This is a genomic window from Gudongella ferriphila (genome assembly GCF_046224405.1).
Classification (GTDB): Bacteria; Bacillota; Clostridia; order Tissierellales; family Tissierellaceae; genus Gudongella.
This window is the reverse complement of the sequence record NZ_JBJXRK010000009.1, coordinates 19,500-41,307: the sequence shown is the minus strand read 5'-3', so window position 1 is coordinate 41,307 and position 21,808 is coordinate 19,500. Positions and strand designations below refer to the sequence as shown.

The 21,808-nt window shown below is 39.4% G+C and carries 18 protein-coding genes, 3 tRNA genes and 1 other annotated feature; of the genes, 20 read left to right on the top strand and 1 reads right to left on the bottom strand.

Going from position 1 to position 21,808, the window contains the following annotated elements:
* The first annotated feature begins 34 nt into the window (after positions 1–34).
* The 8 genes from ACKVDP_RS07190 to ACKVDP_RS07155 all read left to right on the top strand — a co-directional run bounded on the left by ACKVDP_RS07190 (position 35) and on the right by ACKVDP_RS07155 (position 10,745).
* Entirely contained in the window at positions 35–1,738 is a 1,704-nt protein-coding gene (locus ACKVDP_RS07190) for an aldehyde ferredoxin oxidoreductase C-terminal domain-containing protein (protein WP_409228134.1), read from the top strand.
* Between the two features lie 16 nt (positions 1,739–1,754).
* Positions 1,755–1,979, top strand: a complete 225-nt coding sequence (locus tag ACKVDP_RS07185; RefSeq protein ID WP_409228133.1) for a hypothetical protein — start codon at positions 1,755–1,757, stop codon at positions 1,977–1,979.
* Between the two features lie 40 nt (positions 1,980–2,019).
* Complete coding sequence (locus ACKVDP_RS07180; RefSeq protein WP_409228132.1) at positions 2,020–2,388, top strand: cupin domain-containing protein; 369 nt, start codon at positions 2,020–2,022, stop codon at positions 2,386–2,388.
* Between the two features lie 154 nt (positions 2,389–2,542).
* Positions 2,543–4,459, top strand: a complete 1,917-nt coding sequence (locus ACKVDP_RS07175; RefSeq protein WP_409228131.1) for a sigma 54-interacting transcriptional regulator — start codon at positions 2,543–2,545, stop codon at positions 4,457–4,459.
* 94 nt (positions 4,460–4,553) lie between these two features.
* Complete coding sequence (gene pgsA / locus ACKVDP_RS07170; protein WP_409228130.1) at positions 4,554–5,093, top strand: CDP-diacylglycerol--glycerol-3-phosphate 3-phosphatidyltransferase; 540 nt, start codon at positions 4,554–4,556, stop codon at positions 5,091–5,093.
* A gap of 130 nt (positions 5,094–5,223) precedes the next feature.
* Complete coding sequence (locus tag ACKVDP_RS07165) at positions 5,224–6,414, top strand: CaiB/BaiF CoA transferase family protein (protein ID WP_409228129.1); 1,191 nt, start codon at positions 5,224–5,226, stop codon at positions 6,412–6,414.
* Positions 6,415–6,530: 116 nt separating this feature from the next.
* Positions 6,531–6,741: a binding site (T-box leader), on the top strand.
* A gap of 44 nt (positions 6,742–6,785) precedes the next feature.
* Positions 6,786–9,431: a valine--tRNA ligase gene (locus ACKVDP_RS07160; protein ID WP_409228128.1), complete on the top strand. Its 2,646-nt coding sequence runs from the start codon at positions 6,786–6,788 to the stop codon at positions 9,429–9,431.
* A gap of 12 nt (positions 9,432–9,443) precedes the next feature.
* Positions 9,444–10,745 carry a bifunctional folylpolyglutamate synthase/dihydrofolate synthase gene (locus ACKVDP_RS07155; RefSeq protein ID WP_409228127.1) on the top strand — a complete coding sequence of 434 codons (1,302 nt, stop codon included), beginning with the start codon at positions 9,444–9,446 and terminating at the stop codon, positions 10,743–10,745.
* On the opposite strand, the gene ACKVDP_RS07150 is transcribed toward ACKVDP_RS07155, so the two are convergent.
* Positions 10,738–11,280 carry a DUF4364 family protein gene (locus ACKVDP_RS07150; RefSeq protein ID WP_409228126.1) on the bottom strand — a complete coding sequence of 181 codons (543 nt, stop codon included), beginning with the start codon at positions 11,278–11,280 and terminating at the stop codon, positions 10,738–10,740. The two genes, ACKVDP_RS07155 and ACKVDP_RS07150, sit on opposite strands and share 8 nt — an antisense overlap.
* Positions 11,281–11,712: 432 nt before the next feature.
* Here ACKVDP_RS07150 and hpt point away from each other — a divergent pair, with 432 nt between their 5' ends.
* From hpt to infC, 12 genes are all read left to right on the top strand, one after another.
* Positions 11,713–12,234 (top strand): hypoxanthine phosphoribosyltransferase, encoded by a 522-nt coding sequence (gene hpt, locus ACKVDP_RS07145; protein WP_409228165.1) that lies wholly within the window; start codon positions 11,713–11,715, stop codon positions 12,232–12,234.
* 73 nt (positions 12,235–12,307) lie between these two features.
* Positions 12,308–13,264: a CPBP family glutamic-type intramembrane protease gene (locus tag ACKVDP_RS07140; protein ID WP_409228125.1), complete on the top strand. Its 957-nt coding sequence runs from the start codon at positions 12,308–12,310 to the stop codon at positions 13,262–13,264.
* Between the two features lie 17 nt (positions 13,265–13,281).
* The gene (locus ACKVDP_RS07135) at positions 13,282–14,022 is read left to right on the top strand and encodes a class I SAM-dependent DNA methyltransferase (RefSeq protein WP_409228124.1); all 741 of its coding nucleotides are present in this window, start codon (positions 13,282–13,284) and stop codon (positions 14,020–14,022) included.
* Between the two features lie 16 nt (positions 14,023–14,038).
* Positions 14,039–14,926, top strand: coding sequence for an Hsp33 family molecular chaperone HslO (gene hslO / locus ACKVDP_RS07130; RefSeq protein ID WP_409228123.1), 888 nt, complete (start codon positions 14,039–14,041; stop codon positions 14,924–14,926).
* Between the two features lie 46 nt (positions 14,927–14,972).
* Positions 14,973–15,048, top strand: a tRNA-Phe gene (locus ACKVDP_RS07125).
* Positions 15,049–15,076: 28 nt separating this feature from the next.
* Positions 15,077–15,151: transfer RNA gene (locus ACKVDP_RS07120), tRNA-Gly, on the top strand.
* 7 nt (positions 15,152–15,158) lie between these two features.
* Positions 15,159–15,232 (top strand) — tRNA-Cys (locus ACKVDP_RS07115).
* A 69-nt stretch (positions 15,233–15,301) separates the two neighbouring features.
* Positions 15,302–16,048, top strand: a complete 747-nt coding sequence (locus ACKVDP_RS07110) for a DUF6873 family GME fold protein (protein ID WP_409228122.1) — start codon at positions 15,302–15,304, stop codon at positions 16,046–16,048.
* A gap of 83 nt (positions 16,049–16,131) precedes the next feature.
* Positions 16,132–17,442 carry a histidine--tRNA ligase gene (gene hisS, locus ACKVDP_RS07105; RefSeq protein WP_409228121.1) on the top strand — a complete coding sequence of 437 codons (1,311 nt, stop codon included), beginning with the start codon at positions 16,132–16,134 and terminating at the stop codon, positions 17,440–17,442.
* 302 nt (positions 17,443–17,744) lie between these two features.
* Entirely contained in the window at positions 17,745–19,652 is a 1,908-nt protein-coding gene (gene thrS / locus ACKVDP_RS07100) for a threonine--tRNA ligase (RefSeq protein ID WP_409228120.1), read from the top strand.
* A 14-nt stretch (positions 19,653–19,666) separates the two neighbouring features.
* Complete coding sequence (pepV, locus tag ACKVDP_RS07095; protein ID WP_409228119.1) at positions 19,667–21,067, top strand: dipeptidase PepV; 1,401 nt, start codon at positions 19,667–19,669, stop codon at positions 21,065–21,067.
* 192 nt (positions 21,068–21,259) lie between these two features.
* Positions 21,260–21,799 (top strand): translation initiation factor IF-3, encoded by a 540-nt coding sequence (gene infC / locus ACKVDP_RS07090; protein ID WP_409228164.1) that lies wholly within the window; start codon positions 21,260–21,262, stop codon positions 21,797–21,799.
* Positions 21,800–21,808 lie beyond the last annotated feature (9 nt).

The window sequence follows — 21,808 nt, the reverse complement described above, 5'->3', positions numbered from 1 at the left end:
TAACTGTAAATATTCATAACAAAGAGGGGATAATATGCAAAAAATACTAAGAGTTGATATGACGACAGGAAATATAGTTACTGAGGAAAGGAAAGAATACCAATTTCTTGGTGGCAGAGCTTTGAGCTCAAGAATTATTTATGACGAAGTTGAACCAACTAGTGAGCCCTTAGGAAAGAAGAATAAGCTGGTATTTGCAACGGGACTCTTGTCAGGTACAATTGCTTCCAGTGCCAGTAGACTCTCCATCGGAGGGAAAAGTCCACTGACAAATGGAATAAAGGAAGCAAATAGTGGTGGAACAGCAGGAGCCCGGCTATCGAAACTCGGAATCCAAGCCATAGTTCTTGAGGGCAAGGCTAAAAGTGAGGATTGTTATCTGCTTATTGTGAAGAAAGGTGAATTCAGTCTAGAAAAAATAAATAGTCTGAAGTATGAAGGAACGTATAGAACGAGCGCTTTGTTGAGAAAAGACTATGGGAATAAAGCTGGTATTATATGTGTTGGTCCAGCAGGCGAAAGAGGATTGAGAGGAGCTGCAATAGCAGTTATGGATCCACATGGTGAATTGAAGTTTGCTGCTAGAGGTGGATTAGGAGCAATTATGGGGTCAAAGGGCTTGAAAGCTATTGTAATTGATGACACTGAGAGTGAACTGGTGGAATACAAAGACAAGGATAAATTCAATGAAATAGCTAAGGAGTTTAATAAAAAATTAGCTAATGACCCTAAGACGAAGGACATTTATCACAACTTTGGTACAACTGGAATCGTAAAGGCGGTAAATAGCATGGGAGCACTGCCTACTAATGGTTTCAGATATGGTTCCAGTGAACACGTAGAAAATATTTGTGGTGAAAAATTGAATGAAACAATACTTTCCAGAGGAGGAGAAGGAAAGCTAGCAGTATCTTGCATGGATGTTTGTGCCATCAGGTGTAGTACTGTTTACCCAGATGAAATGGGAAATAAGATAGTCTCAACGCTTCAATATGAGAATATTGCGCTTCTTGGCTCAAATCTGGGGATGGATAATCTTGATTCTGTGGCAAGGCTAAATTATGAAATAAACGATTTAGGTTTGGACACCATAGAAACAGGGTGTGCTCTAGGGGTAGCTCTTGATATGGGTTACGGAAAGTTTGGAAGTGAAGAGGATTGCATGGCTTTGGTAAATGAAATAAAGAGAGACACTATAATTGGTAGAATGTTGGGAAATGGAGCGAAAATTACCGGTCAGGTGCTTGGATCAGAGAGGATTCCAGTTGGAAAAGGGCAAGGCTTCCCGGGCTATGATCCAAGAGCACTTAAGGGAAATGGGGTGACATATGGTATGTCAACCATGGGCGGTGATCATACAGCAGGGAACTGTTTTGGTTCAAGAAACGCGGTTGATCCATTGGGTACTGAAAATCAGGGTGAGCTTTCAAGAAAGCTTCAAATTCAGATTGGTACACTGGACTGTATAGGACTGTGCATGTTCGCAAGAGGACCGTTGTTTGCAGAACCAAATGTTCTGGCGGACATTGTAAATTACAAAGCTGGCACGAAATTCGATTCTGAGACTATTTGGAGCATTGCAGAAGAGACAATTAAGATTGAAAGAGAGTTTAACGTGGGATCGGGTGTCAGTCCAGCAGATGATAAGCTACCAGAGTTTCTATACGATGAAAAGCTTGAACCCACCAATGCTGTTTTTGATTTAACAACGGAAGAAATGGAGAAATCATTAATATAGATATTCAGGTGATTCTATGGTAACAGTCAAATTGAATCTGACATTGATCAATCAGTCTGGTGATGAGGAGTTCAGAATTGACATTGAAAATTCAATGTCCTTTGAGCAAATGATTGATATGATTGGTATTGAAAAGGAATCCGTGGGAATGGTCATCAAAAATGGAAGATGGACACCGATTGATTGTACAGTAGAAGCTAATGATAAAATAGAGTTATTTCCTCATTTAGAAGGTGGTTAATCAGCTTGCAAAATCCATATTATGAAAGGAGTAGAATATCATGACAAAAGTGATAGTTAGAGAAAGTGAGATTGAAGGTGCGTTGAAAACACCTCATCCGAGAGTGTCAAAAGTGCTGATCAGTGAATTTACAGTAGGTGCAACCAAAATTGCCATGGGTACCAATGTAACTGAACCAGGAAGTAGAATCCCACTGCATAGACATGAAGGTTCTGAGGAAGCAATGTTTGTAATTGAGGGAACAGGAAAACTGATTTGTGGTGATGAAGAGTACGATTTGTATCCAGGTACAGCTATTTATTCGCCTCTAGGTGTGGATCATGAAATAGTAAATACTGGAGATACACAGTTCAAGATAGTGTGGGCTTACGGTCCTCCTTTGGAGAGTCACTTAAAACCCAAGGAATAGATATAACTCCGGCTAAGCCTGTGGGGAAATAGCAGAAATCCCACAGGCTTTTATCTGAATATTTAAACAACAGCCATTTATTAATCAATAAAAATGAGATATAATAAAGGTTGTATTTAAGTATTTAAATCTGGATTTGAGAGGTGGAGCTCCCATGTATGGCAGAATTGTAATTATTTCACCTGATGAAAAGTTCACAGAGTATTCAAGAGAAGTAGTGGATCTTCTAAATGAGGACATTGAGGTTATTGAAGGTTCATTCAGCGTTGGTCTTGGAAAGGCCAGGAAGGCTGAAAGAGACGGAGTAGGTATAATTATAAGTCGAGGTGGCACAGGGAAATTAATAAAGAACAATGTCAGTATACCGGTGGTTAACATTGATTTTAGTAGTTATGATGTTATAAACTCCCTGTCAAAAGCTATGGATTATTCCCATAATATAGGTATTATTGGGTTTGAAGATCTTGCTGATGCATATGAAAGTGTTAGAACAATTCTTGAGAAAACCTTTAAAGCCAATATAAACGTTTGCACAATTTCATCGACCAGAGAAATTGAAGGCTGTATAAATCTACTTTATAAAAAGGGAAGCAGGGTGTTTATTGGAGGGCATCAGGTTGTAGAGTCTGTGGAATCAAAGAGACTTGATGCTGTTCTTATTGAAACAGGAAAGACAGCTATTATAGATGCAATAAAATATTCACATAGACTACTTGAAGTTCAGCAAATAGAGAAAGAAAAAGCAGCAATTCTAAAGTCTATTATTGACTTTGCTTATGATGGAATTCTTGGAATTGATGACAAGGGAAGGGTCACTGTATTCAATCCAGTGATACAGAAATTGACTGGGATATCCTATGATGACGCAATAGGTGAACTTGTCGATAACGTAGTCGAGAATACCAGGATGACCAAGGTGTTGAAATCTGGTGAATCAGAGCTGGGAGAGATTCAAAAGATAAAAGGAACAACCATCATAACAAATAGGGTACCAATATTGGTTGACAATAAAATTGTTGGTGTTGTGGCTACTTTTCAGGAAGTTGAAAAAATCCAGAAGATGGAGACTCACATCAGAACAAAGCTACACGCAAAAGGTCATGTAGCTAAAACATACTTTGATGATATTATTGGAAACAGTGTAGCAATAAGTCGTTCAAAGGAAAAGGCTAAATTGTTTTCACAGGTTGATAGTACGATTTTGATACAGGGTGAAACTGGAACCGGAAAGGAATTATTTGCTCAAAGCATACACAATGCCAGTGGAAGAAAGGACAAGCCTTTTGTTGCTGTAAATTGTGCAGCATTACCTGAAAATCTTTTGGAAAGCGAGCTTTTCGGTTATGTTGAAGGAGCCTTTACCGGAGCCAGAAAAGGTGGAAAGACTGGTCTTTTTGAATTAGCTCATGAAGGCACGATATTCCTTGATGAAATCAGTGAAATGTCGATGAGTATACAGGCAAGATTCCTTAGGGTAATTCAAGAAAAAGAGGTGGTTCGGCTAGGGGACGATAAGATCATTCCTGTAAATATTAGAGTGATTGGAGCAACCAATAGAGATTTATTAAGGCAAGTTGAAGAAATGAAGTTCAGGGAAGACCTTTACTACAGACTGTGTGTCCTCACACTTGAGATACCACCATTGAGAATGAGGAAGGAAGACATACATAACTTGGTTGACTACTTCCTTGTGGGGAAAAGCAAGGAATTGAATATTAAGACCAAGGGAATCGATCACGATGCAATGGCAAGGCTTTTACTTTACGATTGGCCAGGAAACATCAGACAATTGGAAAATCTTGTGGAAAGATGTGTAGTCCTCTCAAGAGATAAAGAAATATCCATAGAAGTCATGGATGAAGCGATTTCTGGAATACCTCAATTGGGTCGTGAGGCAGACCATCAATATGTAGAGCATGAGAATGATGGTAAAAAAGGAGTCCTGAAGCAAATTGAAAAAGATACAATAATGAATGTTTTGGAGGAAACTGGAGGCAATAAGACATTAGCTGCCGAGAAGCTGGGAATAAGTGTAACAACTCTTTGGAGAAAGCTAAAAACCATGGAGTAAACCATATAGTTGGAGCGGTTGACCAGGTGAATCAAATAAAGTAGAATATCTCTAAGGCAATTTAGAAGTCATATTCGTACAAGGAGAGAGTGAAATGACATTACCTAACCTGATTACCGTATTTAGAATTATACTTATACCAGTATACCTAGTATTGTTTTTCTCAGACATTGAAGATAAGGTATTTATTCTGGGAATGATTTTTATGATAGCAGGTGTATCTGATGTACTGGATGGATACATAGCAAGAAGATTTAATCTAATGAGTAAACTGGGAGCAGCTCTGGATCCATTTGCTGACAAGATGATGAGTTTCACTGTATTGGTCACTTTTACAATGATTGGTCTAATACCAGTTTGGATATTGATTCCTATGCTCGTTAAAGAAATAATTATGATAGGTGGGGGCCTAATCTTATATATAAAGCATGGAAGGGCAGTAATTCCATCTAATAAGTATGGTAAAGTAGCTACTTTTTCCCTTTATGCTGCAATTCTGTCTATCGTATTTAATCTGAGTATGACAATTTCAATAATTTTATTATCCATTACTGTAACTCTAAATCTTATTGCGTTCTACAACTATCTCAAGATATTCAGAAAGCTACTTGATGATGAAAAGAGTTCATTATAGAGATTAATTCCCCATCTCAATATTCCCAGAAATTTATTTGATTTGTGCTTTTCAAACAAAAATTTTATCAAAGATTTGAAATCAAGACGATTCATAAAAATTATGATAGCGCGGGAAAGGAGATTGCGGTATGAAAAAGGCTTTGGAAGGAATTAGAGTTTTGGATTTCACACAGTATTTATCAGGACCACATTGTACTTCTGTATTATGTGAGTTGGGAGCTGAGGTAATTAAGGTGGAGAGACCCGGAACCGGTGAACCAGAAAGAAATGCAGCACCAATGACTCCCTCAGGAGAATCATATCAGTTCTTATCTTACAACAGAGGTAAGAAAAGTATAACTTTGAACTTGAAAAATCCTAGTGGCTTGGAGCTTGCAAAAAAACTGGCCGCTGAATGTGATATAATCGTAGAGAATTTTGCACCTGGTATATTGGATAAATTAGGATTGGGCTATGATGAAGCAAGTAGAATCAATCCAGCAATCATTTATGCATCAATTTCAGGATTTGGACAGACTGGACCAAGAAAAGACGAGGTCACCTATGACATGGTCGGGCAAGCTATGGGTGGTCTCATGAGTGTAACAGGGTATAAGGATGGTGAACCGCTAAAGGTAGGCGTATCACTGGCGGACTATATGGGTGGCTACAACGCGGTTATAGCAATACTAGCAGCATTGCATTACCGAAGCATGACGGGAGAGGGTCAACGCATTGACATATCAATGCAGGATGGAATGTGGGCTATGGTATTTCCGGACAGAGCAAATTACTTTGATACTCTTGAGGAACCTAAGCGTATGGGCAATAAGCTAAGCAGTTCCTCGCCATTTGGATCATATAAGGCCAAGGATGGATATGTTGTTATTTGCACAATAACAGACGGTCAATGGATGAATGTTCTAAAGGCCATAGACAGGGAGGATTTGCTGGAAGATGAACGGTTCAGAACCAGGGTGCTGAGAGCTCAAAATATGGAAGCTGTTGAAGAAATACTAGATAATTGGTTAAGGAACAAAACCGTAATTGATGCAGTTGAACAATTGAGAAAGTTCAAGGTTCCAACATCTGAAGTGCCTACCTTTGGACAGGTAGCAAACGACCCACAGATAAAGCATCGTGAGATGATAGTGGAGGTTGAGCAACCTTTGTGTGGGAAAGTGAAGCTGTCTGGCTCAGTATATAAAATGTCCAAAACTCCAGGTGACAGAAAAATGCGTATACCAGAAATTGGTGAGTATAATAAGTATGTATATTCACAGTTGTTAGGATTGAATGATGAGGAAGTGGAACGCCTGGAGTCTGAAGAGATTATTTGATCAAGCAGATATATGGAATTTCCTTGTAAATTATTGGTTGAGTATCTATATTCTGAGATCTACATGGGAAAACTTCATTGACAAATTTCCCTTTTATAGCTATAATTGTGACTATATATTTTGTGATGAGAAAGAGGAGTAGTCTGATTCTCTTATAAGAGAATGGATTCTAGGCTGGAAAATCCTAAGCAAGAATCAGATGAAGGTAGCTTTCGAACATTCAAACTGAATTAGAAGTAGGTTTGAACGGGATACCGTTATCTATGAATTAAGTGCCATGGTAATGCCATGGAATTAAGGTGGTACCGCGAACCCTTCGTCCTTATTATAGGACGGAGGGTTTCTATAATTTTTGCCAAGGAGGGAAAAATATGAGAGAAAATTTACCAAAGAATTATAATCCTAAGGAGTTTGAAGATCGCCTATATGGTTTCTGGAATGATAATGGATACTTCACGCCGGAAATTGACGAAAACAAAAAGCCATATACTATAATGATGCCGCCTCCTAACGTGACAGGAAGCCTTCATATGGGGCACGCATTGAACAATACCATCCAGGATATTCTTATAAGATGGAAACGCATGGAGGGATATTCTGCTTTGTGGCTACCAGGTACTGACCATGCAAGTATATCAACTGAGGCAAAGGTAGTTGAAAAAATCAAGTCTGAGGGAAGAAGCAAGGATGAGCTTGGAAGGGAAGGTTTCCTGAAGGAAGCATGGGAATGGACGGACCTATATGGAGGAACCATCAAAAATCAACTTAAAAAGCTTGGAGTATCCTGTGACTGGACCAGAGATAGGTTTACCCTTGATGAAATGCTAAGTAATGCAGTTGAAGAGGTATTTGTAAGACTGTATGACAAAGGCTTGATTTATAGGGGTGATAGAATAATTAACTGGTGTCCCAGCTGCCATACTGCAATATCAGATGCTGAGGTAGACCACGAGGATTCCCACGGACATCTTTGGCATGTAAACTATCCTATAAAGGACTTGGATGAAACAATAACAATAGCCACTACAAGACCTGAAACAATACTGGGGGATCTGGCGGTTGCTGTTCATCCAGATGATGAGAGATATACACACTTGGTTGGAAAAACAGTAATATTGCCATTGGTAGGTAGGGAAATTCCAATAATAGCGGATAATTATGTAGAGATGGAGTTTGGAACTGGTGCATTGAAAATTACACCATCCCATGACCCCAATGACTTCGAAGTTGGAGCTAGACATGGTCTTGGTCAATGTGTAGTTATTGATGAAGACGGATTTATCAATGAAAATGGTGGAGAATTTAAAGGGCTTGAGAGATTCAAAGCTAGGAAGGCCATTGCTGATAAATTAAAGGAAGAGGGCTATCTTAAAGAGGTCAAGGATCATGAAAATGCAGTGGGGCACTGTGAAAGATGTAAGACGGTTATAGAACCAATAATTTCAAAACAATGGTTTGTTAAAATGGAACCATTGGCAAAACCATCTCTTGAGGCATACTACAAGGGTGAAATAAATTTTGTACCCGAAAGATTTGGCAAGGTTTATGTACACTGGCTAGAGAATATTAAGGATTGGTGCATTTCAAGACAGCTTTGGTGGGGGCACAGATTACCTGTTTACTACTGTGATGACTGCGGTGAGATAATTGTATCAAGAGAGGATGTAACAAGCTGCAGCAAGTGTAACAGCACAAAAATAAGACAAGAAACCGACACTCTGGATACATGGTTTTCATCAGCACTTTGGCCATTTTCAACATTGGGATGGCCTGAAGAAACTGAAGACATGAAATACTTTTTCCCGACAGATGTTCTTGTCACAGGATACGATATAATTTTCTTTTGGGTTATAAGAATGATCTTCTCAAGTCTTGAACAAATAGGAGAGCTTCCCTTCAAGGATGTATTCCTTACAGGACTTGTAAGGGATTCAGAGGGAAGGAAAATGAGCAAGTCTCTTGGCAACGGCATCGATCCTCTTGAAATCATAGATGAATACGGTGCAGATGCCCTTAGATTCACCTTGATAACTGGTAACACTCCTGGTAACGATATGAGATTCTATATTGAGAGAGTTGAAGCTAATAGAAACTTTGCAAACAAGCTATGGAATGCAACCAGATTTGTATTGATGAATCTTGATGAAAATATGGAAAAAGCGACTCTTGAGGGAATGGACCTACAGATTGAAGACAAATGGATACTGACAAGACTAAATACGGTTATTGGCGAAATCAAGGATAATATGGATAAATATGAAATTGGACTGGCGGGTCAAAGGATATATGATTTCATATGGGAAGACTATTGTGACTGGTATATTGAGATGGTAAAGTCCAGATTATATGGAGATGACAAATTATCTGCTGAGACAGCGAAGAATGTATTAGTTGTAGTATTAAAGGAAACACTAAAGATTCTGCATCCATTTATGCCATTCATAACTGAGGAGATATGGCAGCATCTTCCAGGAAGTAGTGAGGCATTGATAATTGAGTCCTGGCCTAAATCTAATAAAGATTTAATCTTCCAAAAAGAAAAGGAGGACATTGAGTTTATAAAAACCGCCATAAAGGGAATTCGTAACGCAAGGGCGGAAATGAATATCATACCATCAAGAAAATCAAAATTGATATTTGTACTTGAGGACCACTCATTGAAGTCAGTGATTGATGATTCCAAAGTTAAGTTTATGGCTCTTGCAGGCGCTGAGGAAGTTATATATGAAGATAACAAGAAGAACTTGGGAGAAGATAACATATCAGTTGTTCTAGATGGTTGTGAGATTTATCTTCCATTAAGCGACCTGATTGATTTTGAAAAAGAAATTGAAAGACTCCAGAAGGAGAAATCCAAGCTTGAGGATGAGATAAAGAGAGTTAAGTCAAAGCTATCCAATGAGGGCTTTGTCTCAAAAGCTCCCGAAAAAATTGTTGCAGAAGAAAAGGAGAAGCAGACTAAATACTCACAGATGTTGGAGAATGTCCTGGAAAGACTGGAATCACTAAAGAAATAGCAGGAGGAACAGATGAACTACGAAGAGGCACTTGCCTATATAAATGACAAGGAAAAATATGGTTCAAGACTGGGGCTTGATTCCATCAGAACATTGTTGGGTCACCTGGGAGACCCTCATATTGGAATGAAATATATCCATGTGGGTGGTACAAATGGTAAGGGTTCAACATCGGCATATCTTGCCCATTGTTTGGAGGAAGCCGGTTATAGATCAGGTCTTTATACATCCCCCTACCTTGAAAGGTTCACTGAGAGGATTCAGATCAACGGTGAGGACATCCCACAGGAGGTTTTGGGGGATATAACCTCCAAGGTAAAGAAAGCCGCTGACAGGATGGTTCAGGACGGGATGGAACACCCAACAACATTTGAACTTGTAACTGCAGTTGGGTTTGAATACTTCAATAGGAGCAATGTTGATTTCGTAATTTTGGAGGTAGGTCTTGGAGGTAGGTTTGACAGCACTAATGTCATACAGTCATCTGTTGCGTCTGTGATTACTACAATCGATTATGACCATACTGATGTATTGGGAAAAACCCTTGCAGAAATTGCCTACCAAAAAGCTGGGATCATTAAAGAAAACGGTCTTGTGGTTTCATATCCACAGAAAATGGAAGCAGAGAAGGTAATTGCGGAAGTGGCATATGAAAAGGGAGCTGATTTTGTGAAGCTACCCATTGACAACCTAAAGATAAGAACAAGTACGTACCAGGGAAGTGTTTTTGATTTCAAATACAAGGGAAATGCATACGAAAATCTACAGATTTCAATGCTGGGTGACTACCAGGTAATGAATGCAGCATTGGCTGTCACAACTATCTTGGAATTGAGGGACAGGGGTATTTTAGAAATTACAGAGGGACAACTTAGGAGTGGCCTCCTGAAAACAAAGTGGAAGGGGAGACTTGAGGTTCTTTCAAGGGATCCTATTTTCTTGATTGATGGCGCTCACAATCTACAGGGAATAACCCTTTTGGCGGATGCAGTGAAGATGTTCCCATACAATAGGCTAATTCTTGGGATGAGTGTTCTAAAGGATAAGGATTATACCCACATGATAGAAAAGCTTGTACCATTGGCCGACCAGGTGGTAGTGACTGAGGTGAATATGCCCAGAAAGCTGGCGGCGGAGCTTCTTGGAGAAGAGGTAAGAAAACTTACATCTAATGTCCACGTTGAGAAGACAATAAAAGGAGCTGTAAGAAAATCAATTGAGTTGGCTAAAAAAGATGATATGATATTATTTGGAGGATCACTTTACATGATAGGTGAAGTGAGATCCCATGCAATAAACCTACTAACTAAATAGTAGGTTTATTGTCTATGAACAGTTCTATTATTGATTTATAATAGTAATCAGGAGACTTTTCCCACTTTTCCATGAGGACGGCTGCCTGCTCTTGATTTGGAACGCTTATATACATGCTGAACACTGTTTCATCCATCTCAGTGAGCTTAAGATTTACATTTATTTCCCCATTGTCTCTTGGATAGGATGTGGCTTCAGTTTGTACAGGGGTAGGATTGCCTGAAGAGTTGAGATTAAATACTCCGTGGACCTTTGAAATCATGGAATCTGTCATTTTTGATTTGAAGTAATCCAAACTTTTCGAACCACTATTTTCAAGTACTAGAACTTGATTGCCTTCATCATTGTCTAGACTTACAAATCCTCCTGATGTAAGCTCGGAGAGATATTGCTGGATGATGAAGAAATTCATATTGAAATTATCTATCAGAATCTCAGAAAGCTTTTCCTTCGTAAGAGAACCTGGTGATACTTTTAGAATATACAATAATAGTAGCTTTTGTTTTGCAACATCCTCAGTGTTGTTTTGAAACATTTTTACACCCCTTTATAAATGAGATTAATTGATTATACCATAAAAAGCATATTAGATGCATTAAGGTAACTTTTTTGATATTCATCAACAGAAATTTCTAGTCCTTAGAAACAGAAGTTCCCTGTTCGAAATAATAAATATACTGATGATAGGTTTGAAAAAGTCACAGAAGATCAATAATATATTTGTATGAGGATGACCGTTTTAAATGAGTTATGATTATTGGTCCAGGGTATAATCCATTGAAAGGGTATAAATCGGCTGTTTAAAAATAAAGGAATGATTATTATGCATACACAGTTGCTAATAGGGGCAATAATCTTTATAATAGTTGTAAGTCTTCAATTGACTTTGAATTTAATCTTAAAAGAATTAAGGGAATTGAAGGATATATTAAGAAATAAATTTAAATAGGAAGGAGATAATAGCTTGATAGATAACAAGAAGGAAAAAATTCTATTTTCAAGAGAAGAGATTGACAAGAGAGTCAAGGAGATGGGAAAGGAATTGAGCCAACAATACAAGGATAGAGACCTTGTTATTGTATCCTTGTTGAGGGGAAGTTTTGTGTTTACAGCTGACCTTGCAAGAGAAATGAGTATTCCAGTGGAGATTGAATTTATGACCACAGCAAGCTATGGAAACGAAGAGGTTTCATCAGGTATTGTCAAGATTCTGCAGGATGTAAGAGGTAGTCTTAAGGGAAAGGATGTGTTGATAGTAGACGATATTATCGACACTGGGCATACTCTTAAAAAAGTTATCGAGCACCTTGAAGCGAAGGAACCCGATACTATAAAAGTTTGTGTAATGCTGGATAAACCTAGCAGAAGACAGGTTGATCTTGAGCCTGACTATGTAGGATATGAAATTCCTGATGTTTTTATAGTGGGATATGGTTTAAATTATGGGGATTATTTCAGAAACGTCCCATATATATTTACATTTGAGTAATGACTATTTCACCTACAGGAGACTGTAGGTGTATTTAATGGAGTTTTACAGCTAAAGGATGGGGTGAGAATTTATGAGGTCAAAGAGCCTGCCGACAATAAATGAAGTAAATATACTCTTTTTGGTACTGGGTCTAGTATTGCTTATATTCGGGTCAATGGCACAGCGGAGAGACCTTTATACTGGAGTGCTAATTACTGAGTATATTTTTATTCTGGCCCCTAATATTATTTATCTTAAAATGAGGGGTTATTCTTTAAAAAATGTCCTTGGCTTAAACCCAATAACAGCTAGACAAATTATCCAGATTTTTTTCATAATGGTTTTTGCATATCCGATGGCAGTCTTTCTAAATTACATTGTGCTGGTAATGGTCAATTCAGTGAGCCCTGCCATGCCAATTGGTGTGCCAGTCCCAACAAATCTAATAGATTATTTAATTGGACTTATTGTAATTGCTGTGACTCCTGGGATATGCGAGGAGGTAATGTTTAGGGGAACAATGCAAAGTGCATATATTAGAATGGGAGAGAAGCAAGCAATCCTAATATCGGCTTTGCTGTTCGGGATGTTCCACTTCAATCTTCTTAACCTTCTGGGACCTCTTTTTCTAGGTATTGTACTGGGGGTAATCAGATACAAAACAAATAGTTTGTACGGGTCCATACTTGGTCATACTATAAATAATGGAATTGCATTGACTTTGGGGTTTGTACTAACAGGATTAACAGAGAACATTCAGGAGATCACTGAGCAGGCTCCTTTGATACCTGAAGGTCTTCAATTGATTATAACCTTGGTGATGTTGGGTAGCTGGGCCTTGTTCTCCTTTGTTGTCTTGTACCTACTCTTAAAGAATCTACCAGGTCCAAAGGATAATAGTCGAGTTGAACACACCATGGAAACCGTAGATTCTACTTGGGAGTTAGAAGAGATGGAAACAGATAGCTATAAAATTTCATGGGCACCAATTGTTGTTATTGCGGGTATTTTTATATTTTTGAATTACAGATACTTTTTCCTTATATGAGAAGGATGTGATATATTGTGAACAGTTACGGAGAATTTGCTTTATTGTACGATGATTTGATGGATGACTTTGATTATGTAGCCTGGAGTGAGTACATTCAAAATATATTGATTCGAAATGGATTTGGGAAAACTTCAATTCTTGAAATGGCTTGTGGCACTGGCAACCTAACGAAGGAGCTGCTAAGACTAGGTCATACCGTTGATGGTTTTGACCTTTCGCATGAAATGCTTGCAATAGCAAACAATAAATTATCAAGTTACAAGAGTAAAAGGCTCTTTAATATGGATATGAAGGAATTCAAGATGGACAGGAAATACCAAGCTGTAGTTTCTGCATGTGATAGCATAAACTATATTTTGGATGAAGCATCTCTAAAAAGAACCTTCAGCAGCGTATTCCAACATTTGGAGGAGGGTGGGATATTTGTCTTTGACATCAACTCTGAATATAAGCTAAAGGAGATATTAGGTAACAATATCTTCATTGAGGATAGGGACGATGTTTTCTACACCTGGGAAAATCAGTTTGATATAGGCACTGGAATATGCGATTTCTATCTTACTTTTTTCATCTCAGATAATGGGACAGACTACAGAAGGTTTGACGAACATCACAGAGAAAAGTCTTACGATGTTGAGACTGTAAAAAGCTTGCTTAGCGAAGCCGGCTTTTCAGAGACCTGTGTTTATAACGCATTTGGATTTGAAGATATAACAAACGAAAGTGAACGAATTAATTTTGTTGCGAAGAAATGAAAAAGAGGGTGATTTTATGAAGGATTATATGATTAGGGGTATGGATAGAGAAGGTAGACTTAGAGCATTTGTTGCAAGGACAACTGAAATGGTGGATGAGGCTCGAAGAATTCATAATACTTCAGCTACTGCAACAGCTGCAATAGGTAGACTATTGACAGCTGGAGCTATGATGGGAGCTACGATGAAAAACGATACTGATCTGTTGACCCTTAAGGTGGCAGGAGATGGACCAGTGGGAACCATAACAGTTGTTGCAAACAATCGTGGGGAAGTCAAGGGATTGATTGATAATCCCGCGGCAGATTCCCCCTCGACAGCTTCAGGGAAGCTTGACGTTGGAGCAATAGTTGGAAAGAAGGGAACATTTATTTCGATAACTGATGTTGGCATGAGAGATCCCTATGTTGGCCAGACTAGTCTTGTGACAGGCGAAATTGGCGATGACATAGCCAACTTTTACAGTGAATCAGAGCAGATTCCAACAGCAGTAGGACTGGGAGTATTAGTCGATAGGGATCTGTCCTGCAAGGCGGCGGGAGGTTTTATTATTCAGTTGCTACCCTTCATAACAGATGATGAAATAGCTATGATTGAGTCATCCTTAAAGAAAGCCAGACCACTTTCAACATTGATTGATGAGGGTTATAGTCCGGAGGAAATAATGGAGGAATTGCTGTCTGAATTTAACATGGAGACTACAGAGAAGATTAACGTAAGCTATACCTGCGACTGCTCATCTGAAAAGGTTGAGAAGGTTTTGATAAGTCTTGGTGAAAAGGAAATAAAGGATATCATAGAGGAGGACGGCGAAAGTGAAGTTGTCTGTCACTTCTGCAATACTAAGTACCATTTTCACAAGAATGACCTTGAGAAAATCCTGTTGACAATCAAAGATAAATAATGTATACTAGCTATTGTGACATCGGCCAGAAATGGTGCGATTACTTGCCCAGATAGCTCAGTCGGTAGAGCAGTGGACTGAAAATCCACGTGTCGCTGGTTCGATTCCGGCTCTGGGCACCACAATGGTTTTGTGGTAAAATAATAGCAAGCGGGAGTGGCTCAGTGGTAGAGCATCGCCTTGCCAAGGCGAGGGTCGCGAGTTCGAATCTCGTCTTCCGCTCCAAAAATATGGCGGCATAGCCAAGTGGTAAGGCAGAGGTCTGCAACACCTTCACCCCCAGTTCAAATCTGGGTGTCGCCTCCATAACGAAATCCTTCTGTTGAAAACAGAAGGATTTTTTAGAATAAAGCAGTTTTAGAAGGATGAGGGATCATGAAAAATCCATTTGTTCCAAAAAAAATGGTTGATATAGCAATAATAAGTAAAGATGCATCTTCCGATGTCTTTAAAGCTATTGAAAGCATGGGAATCAGTGCCATACCAACCATTGAATCAACCAGGCTGCAGGCACCTGTTGCAAATCATCCGGACATGGTCCTGTCACCACTACCAGATGGTTCTGTTGTAGCAGATCCATCAGTGTGGGAGTATTATAGCAACGAACTGGTGGAACATGGTATTCAAGTAATAAAGGGATCAAGTCAGGTAGAGAAGAAGTATCCAAAGGATGTACCATATAATGTGGCTTACTTGAAGAATGCTCTTATACATAGGCTGGATGCAACTGATGGAATTATCCTGGATTTCGCAGAAAAATTTAAGCTTAAAAAGTTTAACATCAGACAGGGTTACTCTAAATGTTCCTTGGCAATAGTGGGTGAGAACAGTGGAATAACCTCTGATGAAGGAATATTTAAGATGCTTACTGGAGTTGGCTATGACATACTGCTAATAAAACCAGGCCATATAAAGCTTCCAGGAATGGAATACGGCTTTATCGGTGGGGCCACAGGGTTGGTTTCTCCCGATAAGATGGTCGTAACAGGCAGTCTGGAGCTGCATCCCGATAAAGGTAGGATTGAGGATTTTCTTGCTCAAAAGGGAATAAGCCTGGTATACCTGTCAGAGGAACCTGCAATGGATGTGGGGACAATAATCGGACTCAGCTCCAAGAAATAGATAATTACATGGACAAGGCATCTTTCAAAAGTAGGGAATAAGTGGTATTATAAAACATATATACAAAATCAGGGAGGGAAAATATGGGAAATGATATAGTAAAGCCATCAATACTGCCTGGATTTATGGAATTGAATCCTGGTGACCAGATTCTGTTTAACAGAATGATGGATACTATCAGGAGAAACTATGAAAAGTTTGGATTTTTGCCAATTGATACGCCAGTAATCGAAAAATCGGAGGTCCTACTGGCAAAGGGTGGAGGAGAAACTGAGAAGCAGATTTACAAGGTTGTCAAGGGTAGCACAGACATGTCAATGAGATTTGACCTGACTGTACCATTGGCTAGGTACGTTGCCCAGCATTATTCTGAGCTTAACTTTCCATATAGAAGGTATCACATTGGCAAGGTCTATAGGGGAGAAAGAAATCAAAAAGGACGTTTCAGAGAATTCTATCAGGCTGACATTGACATAATTGGGAATGGGAAGCTGGACATAATTAATGATGCAGAGATACCAAGTGTTATCTACTCAACCTTCAAGGATTTGGGATTCGAGGAGTTTACAATTAAAATAAACAATAGAAAAATTCTATCTGGATTCTTTAATTCGATTGGAATCGAGGATGCTCATGTGGTATTGAGATCAGTTGACAAGCTGGAAAAGATCGGCATGAAAAAAGTTGAGGAAGAGCTTGAAGAGAACGGATTGACCAAAGATCAGATAACTAGCATAAAGAGGTTTATATCCATTAGTGGAAGCAATGATGAAATAGTTGCTTCATTGACCGAAATGGGCATTGAAAACGATCTTTTCAAGGAAGGTCTCGATGAAATAGCCACAGTGGTAAAATATCTAAGGTTGTTTGGAGTTCCGGAATCCAACTTTGCAATTGACCTTACCATTGCTAGAGGCCTGGATTATTATACTGGAACGGTATATGAAACATTACTCGATGAATATCCATCAATCGGAAGTGTATGTTCAGGTGGTAGATATGACAATCTGGCTACCTACTACACAAAACAGCAGCTTCCTGGTGTTGGGATATCAATTGGTCTGACGAGATTGTTCTATCAGCTAATGGAAGCTGGAATAATAAATACCCAGGAGAATTCACTTACAAAGGTTCTTGTAATTCCCATGGAGGGCTACATGGATGAGTCGATAAAACTGGCTGCTGCATTGAGAAAAGAGAACATTTTCACACAGATATATCTGGAGGAGACTAAATTAGGCAAAAAGTTCAACTATGCGGACAAGATGGGAATACCTTTTGTTATTGTCATAGGTGAAGAAGAGAAGAAGAGTGGAGAGTATACACTGAGGGATATGAAATCTGGTGAACAGACCAAGTATGACATGAGTACCTTACTGGAAGTTTTAAAGTAACACATTTGTGGTATATACAATAATAGCTTGACAATGATGTACAGAATTGTTAAAATCTATCTAATTAAAAATAAAAGGTGTCGATGGGAAGAGTATGTTGACAATAATTGTCAGAGAGAGAGAACCCAGGCTGAAAGTTCTCTTCAAGAATGTTGACCGAAAACCACCCCGGAGCCGTACCTGAAAGGGTAGCCGCCTAGAGGCGTTATTTGAAATGAGTATAAATTAGGGTGGAACCACGGTCTTTCGTCCCTACAGAAATGTAGGTATGAGGGACCTTATTTTTTTAAGGAGGGAAAAATATGATTAAGATTACTTTGCCTGATGGTTCAGTGAGGGAGTATGAGGACGGTGTAAAGGTTTATGATGTAACAGCAGATATTTCTGAGGGCCTTGCAAGGGTTGCCATGGGAGCTGTGGTGAATGGCAAAATAATGGGAATGCAGGAGACGATATCGGAGGATTCAGATTTTAGGGTCGTAAAATTTGAGGATCCTGAAGGAAAGAAAATTTTTTGGCATACTTCTGCCCATATAATGGCACATGCAGTTCAGAACCTTTTCCCAGGCGTTAAGTTTGCAATTGGACCTGCAATTGAAAATGGATTCTATTACGACTTTGATACTGAGCACAGGTTTACTCCAGAGGATCTGGAAAAGATTGAGGATGAAATGAAGCGCGTTGCAAAGGAAGGGCATGTACTTGAAAGATTTGAAATGCCGAGAAATGAAGCATTGGAGTTTTTCAAGGAAAGAGGAGAGGAGTACAAGGTTGACCTAATTGAAAATCTCCCTGAGGATGAGATCATCTCTTTCTATAAACTTGGAGAATTCACTGACCTTTGTGCTGGACCTCACCTATACGATACAAAAAAGGTTAAGGCAATTAAGCTAATGAGCATTGCTGGTGCATACTGGCGAGGTGACGAAAACAATAAGATGCTTCAAAGAATTTATGGAACAACCTATGAAAAGAAGAAGGATCTTGAAGAATATCTGAATAGACTTGAAGAAGCAAAAAAGAGAGATCATAGAAAGCTTGGCAAGGAACTGGATCTTTTCAGCATGCAGGAAGAAGGCCCTGGATTTCCATTTTTCCATCCAAAGGGAATGGTTATTAGAAACATATTGGAAAGCTTCTGGAGAGATGAACATACAAAGAGAGGATATGGGGAAATAAAGACACCTCTAATTCTAAATGAAAACCTATGGCATCAATCAGGTCACTGGGATCATTACAAGGAAAACATGTACTTTACAACAATTGATGAGGGTGCATATGCAATCAAACCCATGAATTGCCCAGGATCAATACTTGTTTACAAATCAAAGATGTACAGCTATAGAGACCTTCCACTAAGATGGGGGGAACTGGGACTTGTTCATCGTCATGAGCTTTCAGGGGCCCTTCATGGTCTTATGAGGGTTAGAAGCTTCACTCAGGATGATGCTCACCTTTATATGCTTCCATCCCAGGTTAAGGATGAACTGAAGAAGACGATTGATCTGGCAGATTATATTTATGATGTTTTCGGCTTCAAGTATAACATTGAACTGTCCACAAGACCTGAAAATTCAATGGGAACTGAAGAACAGTGGAATCTTGCAACTGATAGCCTGAGAGAAGCTTTGGAGGAAAAAGAGATATCATTTAAGATAAACGAAGGTGATGGGGCATTCTATGGTCCGAAGATTGATTTCCATCTAGAGGATGCAATCGGAAGGACATGGCAATGCGGTACAATACAGCTGGATTTCCAGATGCCAGAAAGATTTGATCTGACATATGTGGATCAGGACAATGAGAAGAAGAGGCCTGTAATGGTCCACAGAACAATACTTGGAAGTATGGAAAGATTCATGGGAATCCTGATTGAACACTTTGCTGGGAAGTTCCCGGTATGGATTGCGCCTGTTCAGGCTACAATTCTTCCAATATCAGACAAATTTAACGATTACGCCAAAGAGGTGGCTAAACAGCTGGAGGAAAAAGGGATTCGTGTTGAGGTCGATGAAAGAGCGGAGAAGATTGGATATAAGATCCGTGAAGCTCAGATGCAAAAGCTACCTTATATGCTAATTGTAGGAGAAAAAGAGGTTGAAGATAGGCTTGTATCAGTGAGAAAGAGAGATCAGGGAGACATGGGTCAAATGGGTATGGAAGCCTTCATCGAGCAGATAATGGAAGAGGTTGAGACTAAAGCCAAATAGACCGGAGGTACAGGATGGAGTTTAAAGATACAATAAGTAAGCTTGAACCTGAAATAGTAAAGTCAATCCAGGAGGCAGTTAGGATAAAGTCAGTAGAGGAGGAGCCACTTCCAGGGATGCCCTTTGGAAAAGGCTCCTACATGGCTTTGGATTTTATGCTGAAGCTTGGTGAAAGCATGGGTTTCAGCACCAAAAATCTGGATGGTTATGCAGGGCACATAGATTTTGGTGAAGGTAATGAGACAGTGGGTATTCTAGCCCATGTGGATGTTGTCCCTGAGGGTGACGGTTGGACATACCCACCATATGGTGGTGAAATTCACGATGGAAAGATATTTGGGAGAGGTACAATGGATGACAAGGGTCCCGCAGTGATTGCTCTATATGCTATGAAGGCATTGGCTGATAGTGGAGTAATCCCAGGTAGAAGAATCAGACTGATTCTTGGAGCAAATGAGGAAAGTAGATGGGAGTGCATGAAGCATTACTTTGAAAATGAGGACCCTCCAACCATGGCCTTTACTCCAGATGCCGATTTTCCTGTAATCCATGGTGAAAAAGGGATTACAGGCTTTGACCTTAAGTTCCCATATAAGGGGACAGAGAACAGTGACATCACTCTTCTTGACATAAAGGGTGGTAATGCAACCAATATGGTTCCAGACAGGGCCTGGGCCAGTCTTAATGTAAAGGACAAAAGCCTATTTATTTCACAATTTGAAGATTACATCAAGAATAAGGATTTTCAAATTGACCTTGAGGAAACATACAAAGGCTTTGAGGTTACGGCTAAAGGGAAATCAGCTCATGGTAGCACACCCTCCAAGGGTGAAAATGCAATAAGCTATTTAATGGACTTCCTTGGGTTTGTATATTCCGGGCAGTGCCCTGTTTGCAGATTCATAGACTTCTATAATAATAGAATTGCATTTAAACATCATGGGGAAGGAATAGGTTGTGCTCTGGAAGACGAACTTTCAGGGAAACTGGACTTCAATCCTGGCCTGATAAGCTATGATGGCAGCCATATAGTACTTTCTGTCAACGTAAGATATCCAATAAGCAGCTCCGCAAAGGAAGTGTTCATTGGAGTAAGAGAGAATATCAAGGACACTCCCATTGATCTAAAGGAAGGTGCGATAGATTCCAAGCCCTTGTATGTGCCAAAGGAAAATGAACTTGTGAAGACCTTAATGAAGGTATATAGGGAAAAAACAGGAGATCTGGACTCGGAGCCCATAACAATAGGGGGAGGAACCTATGCTAGGGCCATGAGTAACGCAGTGGCTTTTGGGCCGGTGTTTCCTGGCCAAGAGGAGTTGGCCCATCAGAAGGATGAGAATATCACCATTGAAAACGTAATAAAGCTTACGGAAATCTATTCTCATGCACTTTATGAGCTTGTTCAACAATAATGTTTGACAAATATATGATGATGTCATATAATGGTTAAGGAATTGAATATATAATTCAAAGTAGAAGTTCCGCTTCTCACCTTATAGCTGCGGCTCATAGGGTTGACAGAATTAACCTGTGAATTTATAATTTAACAGGAGTTGCCATGCGATGGTATTTGAGCGGACATTCTATGTCCGCTTTTTTAATTTATTTTTTTAAACTACAGGAGGTGTAGGATTATTAAAGAACTTCAAATCAACGAAGAGATAAGGGAAAAAGAAGTTAGACTTATTGATGTGGATGGTAGTCAGCTAGGTGTGGTGCCACTTAAGAAGGCATTGGATGTTGCATTCGAGAGAAGACTTGATTTGGTAAATGTTGCTCCAACTGCAAAACCAGCAGTGTGCAGAGTAATGGATTACGGAAAATACAAGTACGAAATGGCTAAGAAGGAAAAAGAAGCCAGAAAGAATCAAAAGATTATCAACATAAAGGAAATAAGGTTAACACCCAATATCGAAACTCATGACTTGAATGTTAAGGCAAACCGGGCTATCGACTTTCTTAAGGATGGCGATAAGGTAAAGGTTTCAGTTAGGTTCAGAGGTAGAGAGATGGGCCATACTGAAATGGGAAAAGAAGTATTGGATGAATTTGCCCAGCTGACGAGCGAAGTTGGGAAAATCGAAAAAGAAGCAAAGCTTGAGGGCAGAAATATGGTTATGTTCCTTATGCCCAAAGCAGACTAAGTTAGGAGG